Below are 15,781 nucleotides of genomic sequence, written 5' to 3'. Positions count from 1 at the left end.
AACTCGGTGAACGAGTCCTATACTGCCGTTTTTATAACCATCTCGTATAGCCAGCTACTTGCAGTGATCACATTGGATTAACTTCAGCTTGTCCTTATAGCTGATTTTGTAAATGTCCAAAGCTTCTTCTTTTGACCGGAACGGCTTCCAACCGCCAGTCCCGTGCTGCTTCTTCCCCCCTGATCAGTTCGTTGCTTCATCTCAACGACATAAGGGCATGTATCGTAATCCAAGTGAATGGTGTAGCTCTTGAGTGGAATATCGATATTAGAGCCCAAGCCTTCATCTGATCACCTGCTTTCTGTTATGAACCGTACAATAAAAATGCTTGTCTGTGATCCAGACAATCTCTTACTTCTTGAGATATGCCGAGATAAATTGCTTCCTGTACGCAAACCTTAATATCATCAGAAGAAGAATTTACAATCGGGTATTTCAATTCCCACTTCCCACCATTAAAGGCATATGAAAAGAGAGTATAGTCTTCATCATTAAATTCAAATATTCGAAATGACAAATGACCTTGAATAAATGTATTTCCGTACTCTGTTTTACTAATATCATAGGAACTACATTTCCCACACAACAAAATTACCTCCTATCGAAAAAACTATTCGATACGTATCTTTTCAAATTCTTCTCGGGTTGTACCAAGCGCCTAGTTGACCCATACAATCTTGCCACTTTGGATTTCATGGTCGAGATCGCACTCAAAGCCGAACTTCCGGTAAAAATGCTCCGATCGATCTATGTGATCCCAATCGACCCCCGATATCCATCCGGTGATATACCGTACTTGCAATTGATCAACGAGATGCTTAGTGGCTGTCATCAAGATGGAACCGTAGCCGCGGCTAACTCATTCGCCTTTAATCTTGATGTCCGAAATTCGCATGAGCTTGTTCGTATGGTAAAAAGACAAAAAAGCATTCGTGTCAGGGCCTTTCACCCTTTAGGGGTTATGATCTTGATACGTAAGTGGATAGGCTGATCTTCTATTTCGTTGAAATCATGGTGATCTAGGCTATAGATCATAACAGTCTCACCATGCCGAGTTTGATCGACATGAATTACCTTGTGTCCCTCTTTCTCAATATCAGTGGTTCGCCATTCTACTTCGTAATTGTTATCGCCTTTACGCTGTAATGGAATCAGTTTATGCTCACGATCAAGATCAGCGAAGGGATCTCCGAACAGACTTCTGAACATGCTACAAAGCACCTTCTTTACTTCATCATCAAATTGATTATTACAAATTTCTCCAAGAGTCATGTAAAAACCTGCAAAATCATTATGAGCTTTTCAAAATCGATACCCCTGTGCTACCCTTGAAACATATGAGAGAACTCTTTATGAACCGCTTCAAAGCAGCTATTGCATACAATTAGGTTCTTTTCGCCAAAACCAATGAACTTAGCTTGAACTCGATACGAAACATCGGGCAGGGGACAAGTGCCTGACTGCATGCCCCGCAAAAACCATTTAATCGCATGTAGCATTCGATACAAAGTGAACCAAGATTGTGAGTGATGTGAGTAAACAACTTCTCGGCATGAGTCTGTAAAATATTCTCGTATTATGAGGTTAGCCAGCTTAATCTGGTTGACCTCATTTTCATTTACAATAGCTGTAGCCGGGGAGGACGATAAAATATCTGGGCAATAAGCCCGTTACACAAACTGTCCACCTGCTATTGTACAAACCATGATTAAGCTGGTTGAGACCTAGATCTCGAATAACACGCGAAGCTATGGACGTGCAATAGTTAGTAGGGCCGGCGATTTCATTTGTAGGAGGAGCTTATGAGACCTGTTATTGGCATTGATGTGTCTAAGGGAGAAAGCGAAGGATTCATCTTACTTGAAAGAAACAAACCTTACGGTAAGCCCTTCCGCTTTCAGCATACTCATGAAGAAATGAATATCTTGTTACTAAAGTTACAAGAGGTTGAAACGTTGGTCGGTCTGAGGCCCGTTGTTGTTCTCGAATCCACTGGGCATTACCATCTAGGAATTGTAGCTGTATTGCAAAAGAAGGGCTATGAGGTCATTACACTCAATCCACTTATCCCGCAACGTGCACGTAAATCCAAACTAAGGAAAGTGAAAACCGATGCCGAAGATGCTAAACATCTAGCAGAGCTCTTTTACAAAGAAGAGCTCCAGGCAGCTCCATCAAGACCCCTTGAACAAGACGAGCTTCGATTCTTATGTAGGCAGCACGAAATGATTAGCCATACTTATGTTCAAGCCCAGCTTAACTTCCAATCGATATTGGATCAACTATTTCCGCTGTACTCCAACATATTTGGTCAGCTATTCTCCAAAACTGCACTTGAGGTGTTGAGGAAACATCCGACACCGGAACACGTACTCATCACAAGTCATGGTGAATTGGAGACGATCATTCGTACACACTGCAATCGGTCGATGTCCTGGGCATCTCATAAAGCCGACGCGATCATTTGTGCTACCAAGAACAGTCTCATCGTAGATTACAGCCCATCACAAGTCAGAGCACTGCTTCTTATGATTAGCTTGCTCATGGAGTATCAAAAACATCTTGCTGATCTTGAGCAAGCCATCAAAATCAAAGCAACAAGCATACAAGGTTTTGACTTATTGCGCTCTATTCCTGGTATTGGAGATAAGCTTGCGTCATCCATTCTTGCAGAGATTGGGGACATCTCCTCGTTCCCTCATGCCAAAAAACTTGTAGCATTTGCAGGTATTGATCCTAGCGTATTCTCATCAGGTAAGTTTGCAGCCACTAAGAATCATATAACCAAACGAGGGTCTTCCCGTCTAAGAAGAGCGCTTTATCTGGCTGTGCTTTGCGGTATTCGAGGAGCAGTGAGAAACGAAAATATTCGGAATTTTATGACAAGAAGAGGCTTGAAGGAAAGCCTCACCGGGTTGCACTTATTGCTTGCACCAATAAATTATTGCATATCATTTTCGCCATGCTTAAAAAATCGGTTTATTACCGCCCTTCCTAACCCTTTAAAAAAGGATAATTTTACACAAAACTCCATTTTCCACTAGGGTTACTTACGTACTGTCTTTTTCTGTATTTTAGAAGATAAAATAGTTTGTGCGAAAGTATTGACATAATATTAGCTGGTTTGTGTAAACTCTCAAACCGAATGTAGATTACAATGAGAGAAAAGTTGGTTTGAGAGGATGGCACCTATAGCCAGATTTAGTAAGGATCAAGTGAAGGCATTTGTAAAAGAGAACAGGAAAATACGAAATACAAATCGTATTTTATACTTTTTTTAATTTTTTCGATTCTACTAAAATTACTGTAGTTACTGAATAATACGTTTATAAAAAATCAACGTAGGGATTGGTCCCATTTCTTTTTGCTTAACTACTCCATTGAAAAAACCTATTATAATTCACTTTTGATATTCTATTATTTTCCATACAGATATCAGTTGTTTCCAGCATCCCTTGACATTAAAACAACCATATTTCCGAATGCTTAAAACACAAAAAAGCCCGAATCCAAAAGGAATGCGGGCTTTGGCACCATAATTAATTTAAGTGACATTTTATCTTGCGATTTGTGACAAAAGATAATACAGCGGACACATACAAATACAAGTTACAGTTAGCTACAAGAGAATACTAAAATTTTCGACTGTATAAAAAAGCATTTCAAAAGATAATGGAACAGTTTGTCTAACGAATTTGATTACAATTCTAATTATTTATGGAATTTCACACTACTATAATATCTAGACACTAACATTAATTTCGCCGAACAGATGCACCTCCATTCAAATTTGCTATTTTGCACTGGACGTGTTTTGAAAAGCCGAGGGAGTTTGAACAAGCTCTAATCTCGCATAAATATACGAATTCATGAATACTCACCGGAAAGTTCATAACTATTCATGCAAATGTATATTTGTTTGGTTTTTCATCTTTAATGAGCCATTTTTGTCAGCACTTAAAACCATATTTGCAGCTTTCATGATCCATCACAGCGCAGCTCTCTATGCCTATATTTTCAAACGTTAATTACAACGGCTGTACCCGCAATTGCTGCACTGCTTGCAGCCTTCTATATTAATCAAGGATGCTGTGCCACAAGAAGGACAAAGGTCAAACGAGCTTGCGCTGCTGCGGCTTTGTACTGATTCTGGCCTGTCTTTAGCTTCCGCTATTGATGCAGCTGTTGCGGAAGAACCTATCTTCAAGCTCACACTTGCTTCCGGTGCTTCACCGCTTTCCACCCGCTGTTCCACATATAGCTGCTGAAAATCAGCAGTCGCTATATGCTGCTCCAACGCCTTCGCTACAGCATCGGCAATCGATTCCACTCGGTTTGCGCCAAAACCAATCGCACCTGTGCCGCCGATTCCCTTCAAGTGCTTAATTAGCAGTTCCACCTTATGACCATGATCGCCATAACGAAGGAATAGCGAGCAGACACGGCCTAGCGCTTCCGCCATGGCGAACACGTCGGAGCCAGCCTTGCCGACATTCAGAAAAATTTCACCCGGCGAGCCGGACAGATCATTGATCGTAATGTACGCCATCCCGAATGGCGTATTAACCTTGTAGGTGGCACCGCGCAGCACCTGCGGGCGATTTTTGTACGCTTTGTCCAGCGTTTTCTTACTCACAGCGGTTGTAGCTGTAGTAGTTTTGGAGCCTGCTGCATCATGTACGCTCCCAGCACTTGAAGCCCCTTGAGAAGCCACTCCCTCAATAGCTATGGCACCATAATCCCCCACTTGAACTTCTTTCTCCCCGCTATCTGCGCGTGATGACAGCTTAAGCGCCTGTTCCGTCTCCTGCTTCTTCTCTTTCTCATCCGTCGTCGACAGCACCTGAACATCCCTGCTGCCGTCGCGGTAAATGGTGACGCCCTTACAGCCAAGATCGAACGCCAATTCGTAAAGCTCCTTCGTCTCTTCCACTGTGAAATCATTCGGGCAATTCGCTGTCTTCGAAATCGAGCTGTCCACCCAGCACTGAATCGCTGCCTGGACCCGGATATGATCCTTTGCAGACAGATCCATCGCAGCTACAAAATAATCCGGCAGCTCCTCGTCAGGATGCGCATCCTTCCACTGCTGGGCAATTGGGACAAGCTGCTTATCATAACCAAGCCTGCTTTGACGGAAATATTCAAAAGCAAAATACGGCTCAATGCCAGTCGAGGTGCCGACCATCGTTCCGGTACTTCCCGTCGGCGCCTGCGTCAGCACCGTGACGTTGCGAATGCCATGCTGCTCTACCGCAGCCCCCACCTCGGGATAATGCGACGTCAAGCTTCGCATAAATCCGCTTTGCAAAAATTTATCTGCTTCAAAAGCAGCGAAGGCACCTTTCTCCGCTGCAATTTCCGTCGAAGCAAGATACGCCTCTCGGGCCATAAACCCATACAGCTTATCGAGAAACTCGAGCGATTCCGCGCTGCCATAACGGATTTGCAGCTTAATCAGCAGCTCCGCAAGCCCCATCGTGCCGAGCCCGACGCGGCGCTCGCGCTTTTGGTTCGCTTCATTTTCAGGAAAATGGTACGGTGTGGTGTCAATGACGTTATCGAGAAAACGCACCGACCAGCGCGTCACCTTCGCCAGCTCCTCCCAGTCGACATCATGCTGCTGCTCATTATAGAAACGCGACAGATTGACCGCTGAAAGATTGCAGACGCCCCAGCCGGGAAGACCTTGTTCTCCGCAGTTGTGAGCAACCATTCCACCAGCTATAAGCGAATGGGTAACAGGCTCCGTAATATCGTAAACGGTAACGGTCTCTCCCGCCTTTACTGAAGTGACTCTGGACAGAAATTTTTCCGTTTTACGGGACCCCCGAGCTATTCGCTCAAGCGCCTCTTGTTTTCTCGTCACATAATGAAATCCGATTTGATCTTTAAAGGCAAGAATATTGTTTCCGGTCATAATGAGCTCATAAAAGCCGTTGCTTTCATACGTACGGTGCTCGCCAGCTTTTGTCGTATATTGAAATTGCGTTTGCGCTTTTTTGGGACGGGCATAAATGGAGCTGTGAATACCATAATTAAGCAGCAAAAGCTGAACGCCCTGCAGCAGTTTTCTTGAAGCCGAAGTTAAACGAACGGAGCGCCGCATTTCATCCCGTTCATAAACCGTTCCATCTGCACTAAAAAGCCCTTGCAGAAATGCCGTTACGGTAGCTTCTGACGATGTGAACAAGGCATCGGGAACTTCTTTTTCAGGGGCCTTGACAGCTTTAACACCCAGCTCATTCAGCTTATGAAGCAGCTCTTTACGCCACCAATATACCTGTTTTGTTCCGTTTGTTCGATCATACACCTTCGCCTTTACTCCAGTGATCCTCTCACCCGCCTCTACAAGCAGGTTTACGACCTCCTCATCCCCGCCACCAAAAACCATGCCGATATCCCCGCGTTTCGATATCCATCCGTCGCCCGTTAACCAACCTAGAAACAATCCCCAATGCTCGCCTAACTCATCTTTCACCGCAAAATGACCTTTACCGGATTGGACATAAACGTAATCCTTTTGGGTGAGGTGCTGTGCTTCCTTCCAGCCCACATTCGTATATAAGCGATGGTCCTTTGTCACGCTGATATCCATTCCATTTTGCAAGGAAACGACGACCGTCTCCTTCTCCCCGGTAGGAAACACAGTTGCTTGACGCATCTTCAGCCCTGGAATCTCGTAAGAACGTCCACCAACAACCTTGGCCTGCTCGACCAGACGCGCATCTGTACCAACAAGAAAGCTTGCTCCTACTGTTTTTTTATACAATTCCTCTATCGTCATTAGTCCGTATTCCGTCGTAATTCTGGTGCTCGGATGAAAGCATGGATTCGTACTAATAATGGGATTGAAATACCAGCTATTCGACATCTGATTATAATACTCCATAAAAACGACGCCGGGCTCTGCCGATTTCCAGGCTGATTCAATAATCATGTGCCAGATTTCACGGGCGCGGACCGTTTTGTACAAAATCACCTTTTTGCCGAGTGCCCGCCAAGCATCCAAATCTCCTGTCCAAAGCTCGTTGTACTGTGTATCCTTCGTATCCGGGAACACCAGCTCCCACTCTAAATCCTCCTTCACCGCTTTCATAAAAGCGTTGCTCACGCATACCGATAAATTCGCGTTCGTCACCTGGCCCATCGTCTGCTTGACCGTAATGAAATCCAGCACATCGGGATGCCAGTCATTGATCATTAGCATTAAGGCGCCGCGGCGGCTGCCGCCCTGCTCGATCAGCCCCGTCGTATAGCTGAACAGCCCGCCCCATGACACCGCCCCGCTCGATGCGCCATTTACCCCTGCCACAATGGCGCGGCGCGGACGCAGCGACGACAGATTAATGCCAACACCGCCCCCGCGTGCCATAATTTCCGTCATTTCCGTCAACGTCTGCATAATGCCGCCACGGCTATCTGCCGGTGAAGGCAGCACATAACAGTTAAATAGCGTAAGCTCCTCACTAGCCCCTGCCCCTGCTGCAATTCTGCCGCCCGGCACGAGTTTCCAGTCGTCCAAAATATAGCGAAAGCGCTCGGTCCATTCTGCCCGCTTCTGCTCGCTGCCCTCGACTCCGGCAACCGCCTTCGCCAAACGATCCCACATTTCCTCAGGCGTCTGCTCAATGGTCAGCGTCAGCTTCTCGACCGCAGTCGTTACACGGCCACCGCTTCGAAGCTGCACCTCCACCTGATCATCTTCACGGACCACAATCTCTCCTACTTCCTTCGTTGGAAACTTTGGATCATCTTTGGTCAGCACGAGCACAAGGTCTCCAGGCTTAGCGCCGCTGGAATCCGCATTTTTCCAAGCATAACGATCGAGAAAAATTTTCTCGCTGAGCCCCTCCAGCCTGCTGGTGCCTTTCCTATTTTCATCTGAGGTTTGTTTCTTCTCCATAAGTAACGCCGCCTCTCCTTACATTTGCTAAAACGTTTCTATTTGCCCGCTAACAAGGCCTTTCACCTCATGCTTAACCCGATATATTGTGTCTGAAAATCATTATAACATACTACATATTGGGTTTCCTCATCATTCACAGCCAAAAACGCCCAATTTTCCCGCCTGCCAAAGCCTGCGCTTTCCGTTGCTAGTCCTCATGCTTTTTTTAACCTTTTCTTATGAATAGGCGATGAAAGGGCCATACTAGAAACAAAGATTTTAACCTACTCATTTTGCTTGATTGGACGATGAATATTGGCTTAAACGATGAAAGGAGCTGCTCCCTTGTCTTTAGATAATAAACTACCGCTGTACGGATTTTCCGCCGCTCCAGATGCTGCTCTAGTCACCCGCAAGCTTCATCCGCTCGTAGATTTGCAATATGACCGTTCCACCTTAGATGAGCTGCAAAACCGCATTGCCAAAAACGGACCTTGGGATGACTGGACATTATATCAACTATCGATGGAAGCGGAGCAAGCGAAACGAATTGAAAGCTTCGAGCAGCTGCAATGCCTGCGCAGCCTGCCGATGCTCGAACCGATGCCCCATCAAATTTCGACTGCGCGCAAGGTGCTGCATGAAATGGGCGGACGCGCCATTCTCGCCGATGAGGTTGGACTTGGCAAAACGATTGAAGCTGGCCTCGTGCTGAAGGAATACATCGTCCGCGGGCTCGTGCGCCGTACGCTCATTCTCGTTCCCGCCTCGCTCGTTCTGCAATGGGTGCGCGAGCTGAATCAGAAATTCGGCATTTCCGCCGTTGCCCAGAAAAAAGCCCATACTTGGCATTACGACGTCGTCGTCGCTTCGATAGATACAGCCAAGCGCGATCCCCATCGCGACGTCATTCTCGGCACCGACTACGATATGGTCATCATCGACGAGGCGCATAAGCTCAAAAACAAAAAAACGACCAACTACCAGTTCGTCACCGAGCTGCGCAAAAAATATTGCCTGCTGCTTACCGCAACGCCGGTGCAAAACAATTTGGACGAGCTGTACAATTTGATCACTCTGCTCAAGCCTGGCCAGCTCGGCCGCCAAAGCGAGTTTGCCGCCAACTTCGTCGTTGACAAGCGTCTTCCGAAAAATGAGGAGCAGCTCCAAACGGCGCTGTCCAGCATTATGATTCGCAATCGCCGCGGCGACGGCGGCATTTCGTTTACGAAACGTTTTGTAAAAAATATTCCGCTGCAGCTGTCGACTGACGAGCAGGCGCTTTACGACGCAGTGACCGCCTTCGTGCATGAACGCTACGATGAGAGCGGTCCCGACCTTAGCAGCATGCTGTCCTTAGTCACGCTGCAGCGCGAAGTATGCAGCAGCCGTGATGCCGTCTTTCTGACACTCGTCAATATGTTCAAAAAGACGGCCGAGGATTCGCCCGTCCGCGCAAAAATATGGGAGCTCGTCGAGTTCATCAAAAAAATCGAAGCCAATACGAAGGCTGAGAAGGCGCTTGAGCTCGTTAAGGAAATGAACGATAAAGTCATTATTTTCACGGAATATCGGGCAACGCAGGAGTATTTGCTGCAATATTTCCGCTCCCACGACATGATTGCCGTTCCTTACAGGGGAGGGATGAACCGCGGTAAAAAGGATTGGATGATGGATCTCTTCCGCGGCCGGGCGCAAGTATTGATTGCAACGGAGGCAGGCGGCGAAGGCATCAATTTGCAGTTTTGCCACCATATGATCAACTTCGATCTGCCGTGGAACCCAATGCGCGTAGAGCAGCGGATTGGCCGCGTCCACAGGCTCGGACAAACCGAGGACGTAAAAATTTACAACCTATGCACCCTCGGCACGATAGAGGAGCATATTGTCCATTTGCTGCATGAGAAAATTAATATGTTTGAGCTTGTCATTGGCGAGCTGGATCATATTTTGGAGCGCTTCGAGAAAAAAGATGGCTCGCTGGAGCAGCAGCTTGCCCGCATGCTGCTCGAATCAGGCGGCAGCGAAACGGAGCTTCGCGATAAAATCAGTGATCTTGCCTCCTCGATTACGCAAATCCGCGAAGAGGTACAGCTTGCTCCTGAACTGCAGGCAGGTGCGCAAATTGTGTCACAAATGACAGCCCTTGGGCAGACGGTGGAGATACGACATGAATGAGAAGCAGGTACACAAGTTTGTGCAGCGTTATTTGGAGGCGACCCAGTGCCAGGTTTTAGAGAAATCGCCCTGTCATTTCACGGTTAAGCTGTCACCTGATGCGGACCGGGAGCTGACGAACCGTCCCTACTACTGGAGCTTTGTCGATCGCACGAACGCTGCTCCCGAGACGATGACCTATTTGCTCGTAACCGACCGTGAAAAGTATGACGCGGGGCAAGCTGGGACGCTGCCCGCGCAGCAGCGCGTACCCTTACCGGGCTCGGGCGGAGCAGGTGCGGCAGGAAACGCAGCCGGGGCTGCAGGAAGCACAGATGCCGCTGCATTTAACGGTGCCGCAAGCAGCGTGTGGCCTGATGCGGACATAGCAAGTGCAGCGGCTAGTGCAAGTGCACCCGCGCCAGTTAACACGGCTGGTGCAGCTTCGGCCGCGCCAGCGAGTTCGGCATCTGGCGCTGATGCAGAAGGCGCCAATAGCAGCGGGGGTGCAGCTACAGCCGGAACGAGCCAAGCGGCGGCGGCTGATGCTGCGCTTGGCCGCTCGCTCGGCTTTGTACACGGCAGCCTCAATCAGACGGGGCTGCGCATTCCGCGCGAGGAAATGTATTTCGGCTCGCGCAAGCTCGATCAGCTGTTTGGTGCGGCAAAATCAAAGGGCAGCTACGTCTTTCTTTTTCAAGAACCGGAGCGTGGTGCCGCCTCGCCTTATAGCTCTACGCCTTATACCGCTTGGCTTGGCATCAATATGCGCGTGGAGTTCGCCTGCGACCGCAAGCGCGAGGAAATACACAGCTTCGGGATTTCGCTGGCTACGGGGCATTGCACCGAGCAGTTCCATGATCGGGCTTCGCGCCTTAGACTCACGCCGCGCCTGCCCGCTAACATTCATTTGGCGAAAAACGGCCTTTCTTTCAACAAGGCGCTGTCTATTATGGAGCAAGCGCTGGAGCGCAAGCTGAAAAGCTACGATTATGAATGGGCAGGTGCCGCAACCGAGCGGCTGGAGGAGGAGCTGGAGCGCATTCGGCTGTATTATGAGCCGCTAATCGAGCATGCGGCTGACGACGAGCTGAAGCAAAGCGTACGCGTGCAGTATGAACAGCGCCAAGCGGAAATCCGCTGGCAATATGAGCCCCGCGTGACGGCTTCCGCCATTAACTGCGGTATTTTCCATCTGGAAGGTATTGAATAGTCGAAGATCAGACCCGATCCGCACCATTGCGGCAAAAAAAGAACGGGACAGGCTGCGTAGTGCCTGACACATTCCAACAGCCTTCTCCCGCTCTCCCTTTTATAATGAAGCTGTGAGTCAAGGTGAAACGGCTGTCGCCATCCTCTGTTGGCGCGGCGCGTTTCAGTCCGAGAAATATAAGCGTATTTATAGTGTGAAACCTATAAATTCTTATATTTTAATAATAGGCAGCATTCGCCACTTTAGCGATCTGCCTCATGAAGAAAAGGGTGAATTTATTGCTGAGCCACATTCGCAAGCTAATGATCGGCGCATTATTGTTAAGCGCTATATTATGGACAAGCAGCCTCCAGCTCCAACAAGCTGCCGCCATGCCCGAGCTGGAACAAGCAGACCATGCATCCCTTCTCGCCCATGTAGAAGCATGGACAGCGCAGCTCGCAGCACAGCCTGCCTTCAAGAGCTGGCAAGGCGCAACGCTTGATATTTCCGCACTCGGCCCCGGCACACACAGCTGGATGGCCAGCGTTATCCAGCACAAAAAAACCGTCGGGTACCTCGTTGTCCATGCAACGGAGAGCGGCGGGTATATTTTAGGCGAATATGGGCTTGGCGACTACCTATATAGCTTAACAACGCTGCAGCAATCGCTTCAGCGGCTTGAACTTATCCCTTCTGCCATTACGAGTACGCCGCTATATATCCATCCGCTGCTGTCCGTCTGGAAAATTTCCGGCAAGGCTACAGCATATACCGATGCCATGAGCGGTGAAGCGCTGCCGCTGACTGCTCCGCTCTGGGACGCCGAAGCAAGCGAGGAGCTAAAGCTTATTCATAATGAAGCGCCTATGGAAGTCACCGCGAGCATTGCCAAAGCCGTTTCCAATCCTTCATTCAGCCCTTATGAGAAGCTGCAATGGCTGACAGATGCACCTGTAGGCAAGGCGGAATCTAAAGGCTCCTTAAACGCGCTGCTTATTCTGGACAAAAAGAAACACCTTACCTATACAGCGGCAAGGTTTAATGGCGACATGCTTTATGTGTGGTCGGCAACTGGCTATCACAGCTGGAACAACGGCGCTGTGTACGTCGCTCTTGAAACAGACGAGCTGGGCGAAAGCCGGCGTTATGTTCCGCTTTCGCTGCTTGCAGAGCTGGGTGATTTTTATCGCTGACGCCCGCTTTTACCCCGCCACCACATCATAAGACTGACAGGCCCCCAGCCGAACCAGCGCGTCAGCCATGGCTCCCTTATCGCCTTCGCTGACGCTTTTATTTGCTTGCGTTCCCCTTTCGGCTTCTCCATATACTCCACAACCTGAACGGTCACATATTTGATTAAATCATCCCCGCTGGCCATTTCTGTCGCTCCCCTTTTTGCTTGAGTATCAGAACAGTCGCTTCTTAAGGACAGTTGCCTCTCACAACAATTGATGATATCAGTTTGCCCTGCCATCTCCAATCATAAACATGCATGAGATTTCCTCCGGTGAGCCACGCTATAGCTAAGACAAAAGCCTTTCAAAAGGAGGATGGCATGTGCTTGCTTGCTTTCGTTGTTTGATCATTATGCTGCTCTTCTGCCTTCCCGCCCATTCTACAGCTATGGCAACAGGAAATAGCAAAGCTTCTGCAAATGAACCCGCCGTACCCTCTCATCATTCCGACCCCCATGCTGGACATTGGACGATGCCTTCATCCGTTGTACTCATTGATGCGGGTCATGGCGGTATTGATGGCGGCGCGTCAGCCGGGGGCATTTTGGAAAAAGATATTAACCTCGCTGTCGCCAAAAAGCTGTATTTGCTGCTGAACAGCCAAGGCATTACCGCCGTGCTGAATCGCACCGACGATTATGCGCTTAGCGACGATAATCGCTGGCATATTAGCGGCTCCCGTCATCGGCGTGACCTTTCCCAAAGGCGGCAGCTAACCGAGGAAATTCCTACGCAGCTGCTCGTTAGCCTGCATGTCAATTCGACACCCGACCGCTCGGAGCGCGGGCCGCTGGTGCTGCATCAAAGCAGCGGAGAAAGCGCCCTGCTTGCTTTCTGCATTCAGGACATGCTTAATCGCCAGCAGCGCACCTCCTTTTTGCCTAGGGAAGGCAAGCCCTTCTATCTGCTTAGACGCGTATATCAGCCAGCCGTTATTGTAGAAATGGGCTTTGTCAGCAATAGCGATGATCGAACGATGCTGACAGACCCCCGCGAGCAGCTGCACATTGCATCCGCCATCGCTTCAGGGATTCGGCAATACAAGCTGATCACCAAATGATTGCAGTACCATATCCGACAGCTTGACGAAGGAAACAGCGGCGTTCATGGACAGAATCGACTGTCTTAGAACAGCCGCTGTTTTTTTGCCCGGAGGCCCTACATGACCGATCACAACGCAGGTAACATGCGTAGCGAGATGCTTCTGCACTTCATTCATTTGCTTGCTAATATGCTGGATCGTATACACATCATCGAGAAAAACATCGTTGGATAGCAGCGGTACGCCAACCTCTTTGGATACCTTCGGCACAACGGTCCTATAGGTCGTCCGGCTATCGAGGAAAAACAACCCTCGCTGCTTGCATACGTCAAGCACGATACGCATAATCCGCTCATCCGCAGTCACCTTGGACCCCATATGATTGTTCATGCCAATCGCATGAGGCACATTATCAATGGCCGCATTAATCCGCTTGCGGACTTCGGCGTCGCTTAGATCTGCCGTAATAGCGCCGGGACCGAGCCATTTTTTCAATCCCTTGTTGGGCTCCATTGGCATATGCACGATGACATCGTGACCGAGACGATGAGCCTCCTCTGCATCTTTTTGCGTAGACGGCATAAACGGCATAACCGCCGCTGTAAACTTGATCGGCAGCTTCAGCATCTCCTCCGTACCATCCATATCATTGCCGAAATCATCAATGACGATGGCAATATGGCGCTGCTCCTGTGTCTGGGATTGGGGTTCTGCAAATACAGAAGCTGCTCCTGCTTCATTGCTCGTGCACAAAACCAGCAGCATTAGTCCAAGCAGCCTGGCCATCCTCTTTTTCCATAAATAGCTTCTATTTGCGTTCATACTTCCACACTCCTCATTCGCTATCAACGCATCATCACTCATTCCCTTTCATTGTTTGTGAACTTGCGGCAAAATATGCTGCATGCTGGAAATTCAATTGCCGTTATTCTGCAACCTTTGTCACATATCGCCAAAATCGCCAATTCCATAGTAAAATAGCTAGGAAGGACGTTCACTATTCATTCATGGGGAGGCGATTCATTATGCTCGCTTTAAATAGCACGATTTGGTCGGAACTGGAAGGACCGTATGGCATCGCCGATTCCGTACCGGACATGCTGCAGCAGCTAGCGCAAAAATATGATTCAGAGGTCAAAGATGAGCTTTACTGGGAACAGCTTTATCATCAGAATACGATTTACGCTTGTACCTACGCGGCGGTGCCTTATTTGGCGGAAATCGCCTTGCACTCGAACGACCCGGAAGTGAAGCTGGATATTTACATCACCTGCGGCTTATTTGAAGCAAACAATACTTGCGAGGTAACGTCGGAAATGCCCGCAGTATTTGAGGAATTAGTCCCTGATATTGATGCAAAGGCACGGGCTGATATTTATCTTTCTTATTACGATGCCATTGGAAAGTTTCGTGAAATGTCCGACCAGATCGCCGACTACGCCCAGCCTAATAAAGATGATTCCGAGAAACGTTATATAGCAATCGCCGATGCTGCTTTTTACGGCGAACGAGCGGCTGCGAGCATGCTGCAAACCCACAGCATCGGTGATGAATATGTCGCAGCATGTCCTGCTTGCGAGCATGAAACCTTCATTTGGCCGGATGAAAGCGAGGAGAAGCTTGTCGCGTACAAGGCAGATCCCGTTTTTAACGATAAGGATACGCCTGGTACCATTACCCCTGCTGATCCTGCAAGCTCAGCGGAAGTCAGTCTTCGTTATGTGCATAGCCGGGCTGAGCGTTTGGGGGACGAGCAGCTTTCGGCACAGCTGCCTTATTTGGCTGGACACACGAATTGCCCTGCATGCGGCGAGAAATTTCCAATTTGGCAGCAGCTGCTGGCACTCTATCTATGAGGAGCCGAGAACGGAGATGGAAGTGGCTGCCGCCCCTTTATAGGATAATGATGACGCAGATGACTAATCTGATAATTTCAACTTCTTAAGCCAGCTTGACTTCCACCATGACAACATGCTAAATTATAAATGTAAATTTTGCATGTGCGGTCGTGGCGGAATTGGCAGACGCGCTAGATTCAGGTTCTAGTGGTGTAACAGCCGTGGAGGTTCGAGTCCTCTCGACCGCATTAATTTTTCAACTAACAGGTTCGTTGAATTGCTCACAAAGCGATTTAACGAACCTTTTTATAATGAAACAGCACACTCTCCACGATGCTTTCCATTATACAAATAAAAAGGTACTGTTCCCGTAATTTCGGGAAACAGCACCTTTTTTCATTTTTTAGTAACCTTCCTCTAACAAGC

10 protein-coding genes and 1 tRNA gene are annotated in these 15,781 nt (G+C 48.4%); 7 read left to right on the top strand and 4 right to left on the bottom strand.

Going from position 1 to position 15,781, the window contains the following annotated elements:
• Positions 1-945 precede the first annotated feature (945 nt).
• Positions 946-1,272 (bottom strand): hypothetical protein, encoded by a 327-nt coding sequence (locus MHB80_RS10430; RefSeq protein WP_341282071.1) that lies wholly within the window; start codon positions 1,270-1,272, stop codon positions 946-948.
• 530 nt (positions 1,273-1,802) lie between these two features.
• Between MHB80_RS10430 and MHB80_RS10425 the strand changes: the two genes are divergently transcribed.
• A complete protein-coding gene (locus tag MHB80_RS10425; protein WP_341282070.1) occupies positions 1,803-3,044 on the top strand; it encodes an IS110 family transposase in 1,242 nt (413 codons plus the stop codon).
• A 980-nt stretch (positions 3,045-4,024) separates the two neighbouring features.
• Here MHB80_RS10425 and MHB80_RS10420 read toward each other — a convergent pair.
• Positions 4,025-7,906 (bottom strand): LAGLIDADG family homing endonuclease, encoded by a 3,882-nt coding sequence (locus MHB80_RS10420; protein WP_341282069.1) that lies wholly within the window; start codon positions 7,904-7,906, stop codon positions 4,025-4,027.
• A gap of 351 nt (positions 7,907-8,257) precedes the next feature.
• Here MHB80_RS10420 and MHB80_RS10415 point away from each other — a divergent pair, with 351 nt between their 5' ends.
• From MHB80_RS10415 to MHB80_RS10405, 3 genes are all read left to right on the top strand, one after another.
• Positions 8,258-10,066, top strand: coding sequence for an SNF2-related protein (locus tag MHB80_RS10415; protein WP_341282934.1), 1,809 nt, complete (start codon positions 8,258-8,260; stop codon positions 10,064-10,066).
• Complete coding sequence (locus MHB80_RS10410) at positions 10,059-11,258, top strand: YqhG family protein (RefSeq protein ID WP_341282068.1); 1,200 nt, start codon at positions 10,059-10,061, stop codon at positions 11,256-11,258. The genes MHB80_RS10415 and MHB80_RS10410 overlap by 8 nt, the downstream gene beginning before the upstream one ends.
• A 257-nt stretch (positions 11,259-11,515) precedes the next feature.
• The gene (locus MHB80_RS10405; protein ID WP_341282067.1) at positions 11,516-12,433 is read left to right on the top strand and encodes a hypothetical protein; all 918 of its coding nucleotides are present in this window, start codon (positions 11,516-11,518) and stop codon (positions 12,431-12,433) included.
• Here the strand turns inward: MHB80_RS10405 and MHB80_RS10400 are convergent.
• A complete protein-coding gene (locus MHB80_RS10400) occupies positions 12,424-12,618 on the bottom strand; it encodes a YqzE family protein (RefSeq protein WP_341282066.1) in 195 nt (64 codons plus the stop codon). The genes MHB80_RS10405 and MHB80_RS10400 overlap by 10 nt on opposite strands.
• Before the next feature lie 179 nt (positions 12,619-12,797).
• Here MHB80_RS10400 and MHB80_RS10395 point away from each other — a divergent pair, with 179 nt between their 5' ends.
• Positions 12,798-13,535 carry an N-acetylmuramoyl-L-alanine amidase gene (locus tag MHB80_RS10395; protein ID WP_341282065.1) on the top strand — a complete coding sequence of 246 codons (738 nt, stop codon included), beginning with the start codon at positions 12,798-12,800 and terminating at the stop codon, positions 13,533-13,535.
• On the opposite strand, the gene MHB80_RS10390 is transcribed toward MHB80_RS10395, so the two are convergent.
• On the bottom strand, positions 13,500-14,339 hold the full coding sequence (locus MHB80_RS10390; protein ID WP_341282064.1) for a divergent polysaccharide deacetylase family protein: 840 nt from the start codon (positions 14,337-14,339) through the stop codon (positions 13,500-13,502). The two genes, MHB80_RS10395 and MHB80_RS10390, sit on opposite strands and share 36 nt — an antisense overlap.
• A 203-nt stretch (positions 14,340-14,542) precedes the next feature.
• Between MHB80_RS10390 and MHB80_RS10385 the strand changes: the two genes are divergently transcribed.
• Both MHB80_RS10385 and MHB80_RS10380 read left to right on the top strand, forming a co-directional pair.
• Complete coding sequence (locus tag MHB80_RS10385; RefSeq protein ID WP_341282063.1) at positions 14,543-15,373, top strand: hypothetical protein; 831 nt, start codon at positions 14,543-14,545, stop codon at positions 15,371-15,373.
• 146 nt (positions 15,374-15,519) lie between these two features.
• A tRNA-Leu gene (locus tag MHB80_RS10380) sits at positions 15,520-15,603 on the top strand.
• The last annotated feature ends 178 nt before the right edge of the window (positions 15,604-15,781 follow it).

The sequence above is a fragment of the Paenibacillus sp. FSL H8-0537 genome, from assembly GCF_038051995.1.
Taxonomy (GTDB): Bacteria; Bacillota; Bacilli; order Paenibacillales; family Paenibacillaceae; genus Pristimantibacillus.
Note: the sequence above shows the minus strand (reverse complement) of the source record. Positions and strands in the feature narration are given on the sequence as shown.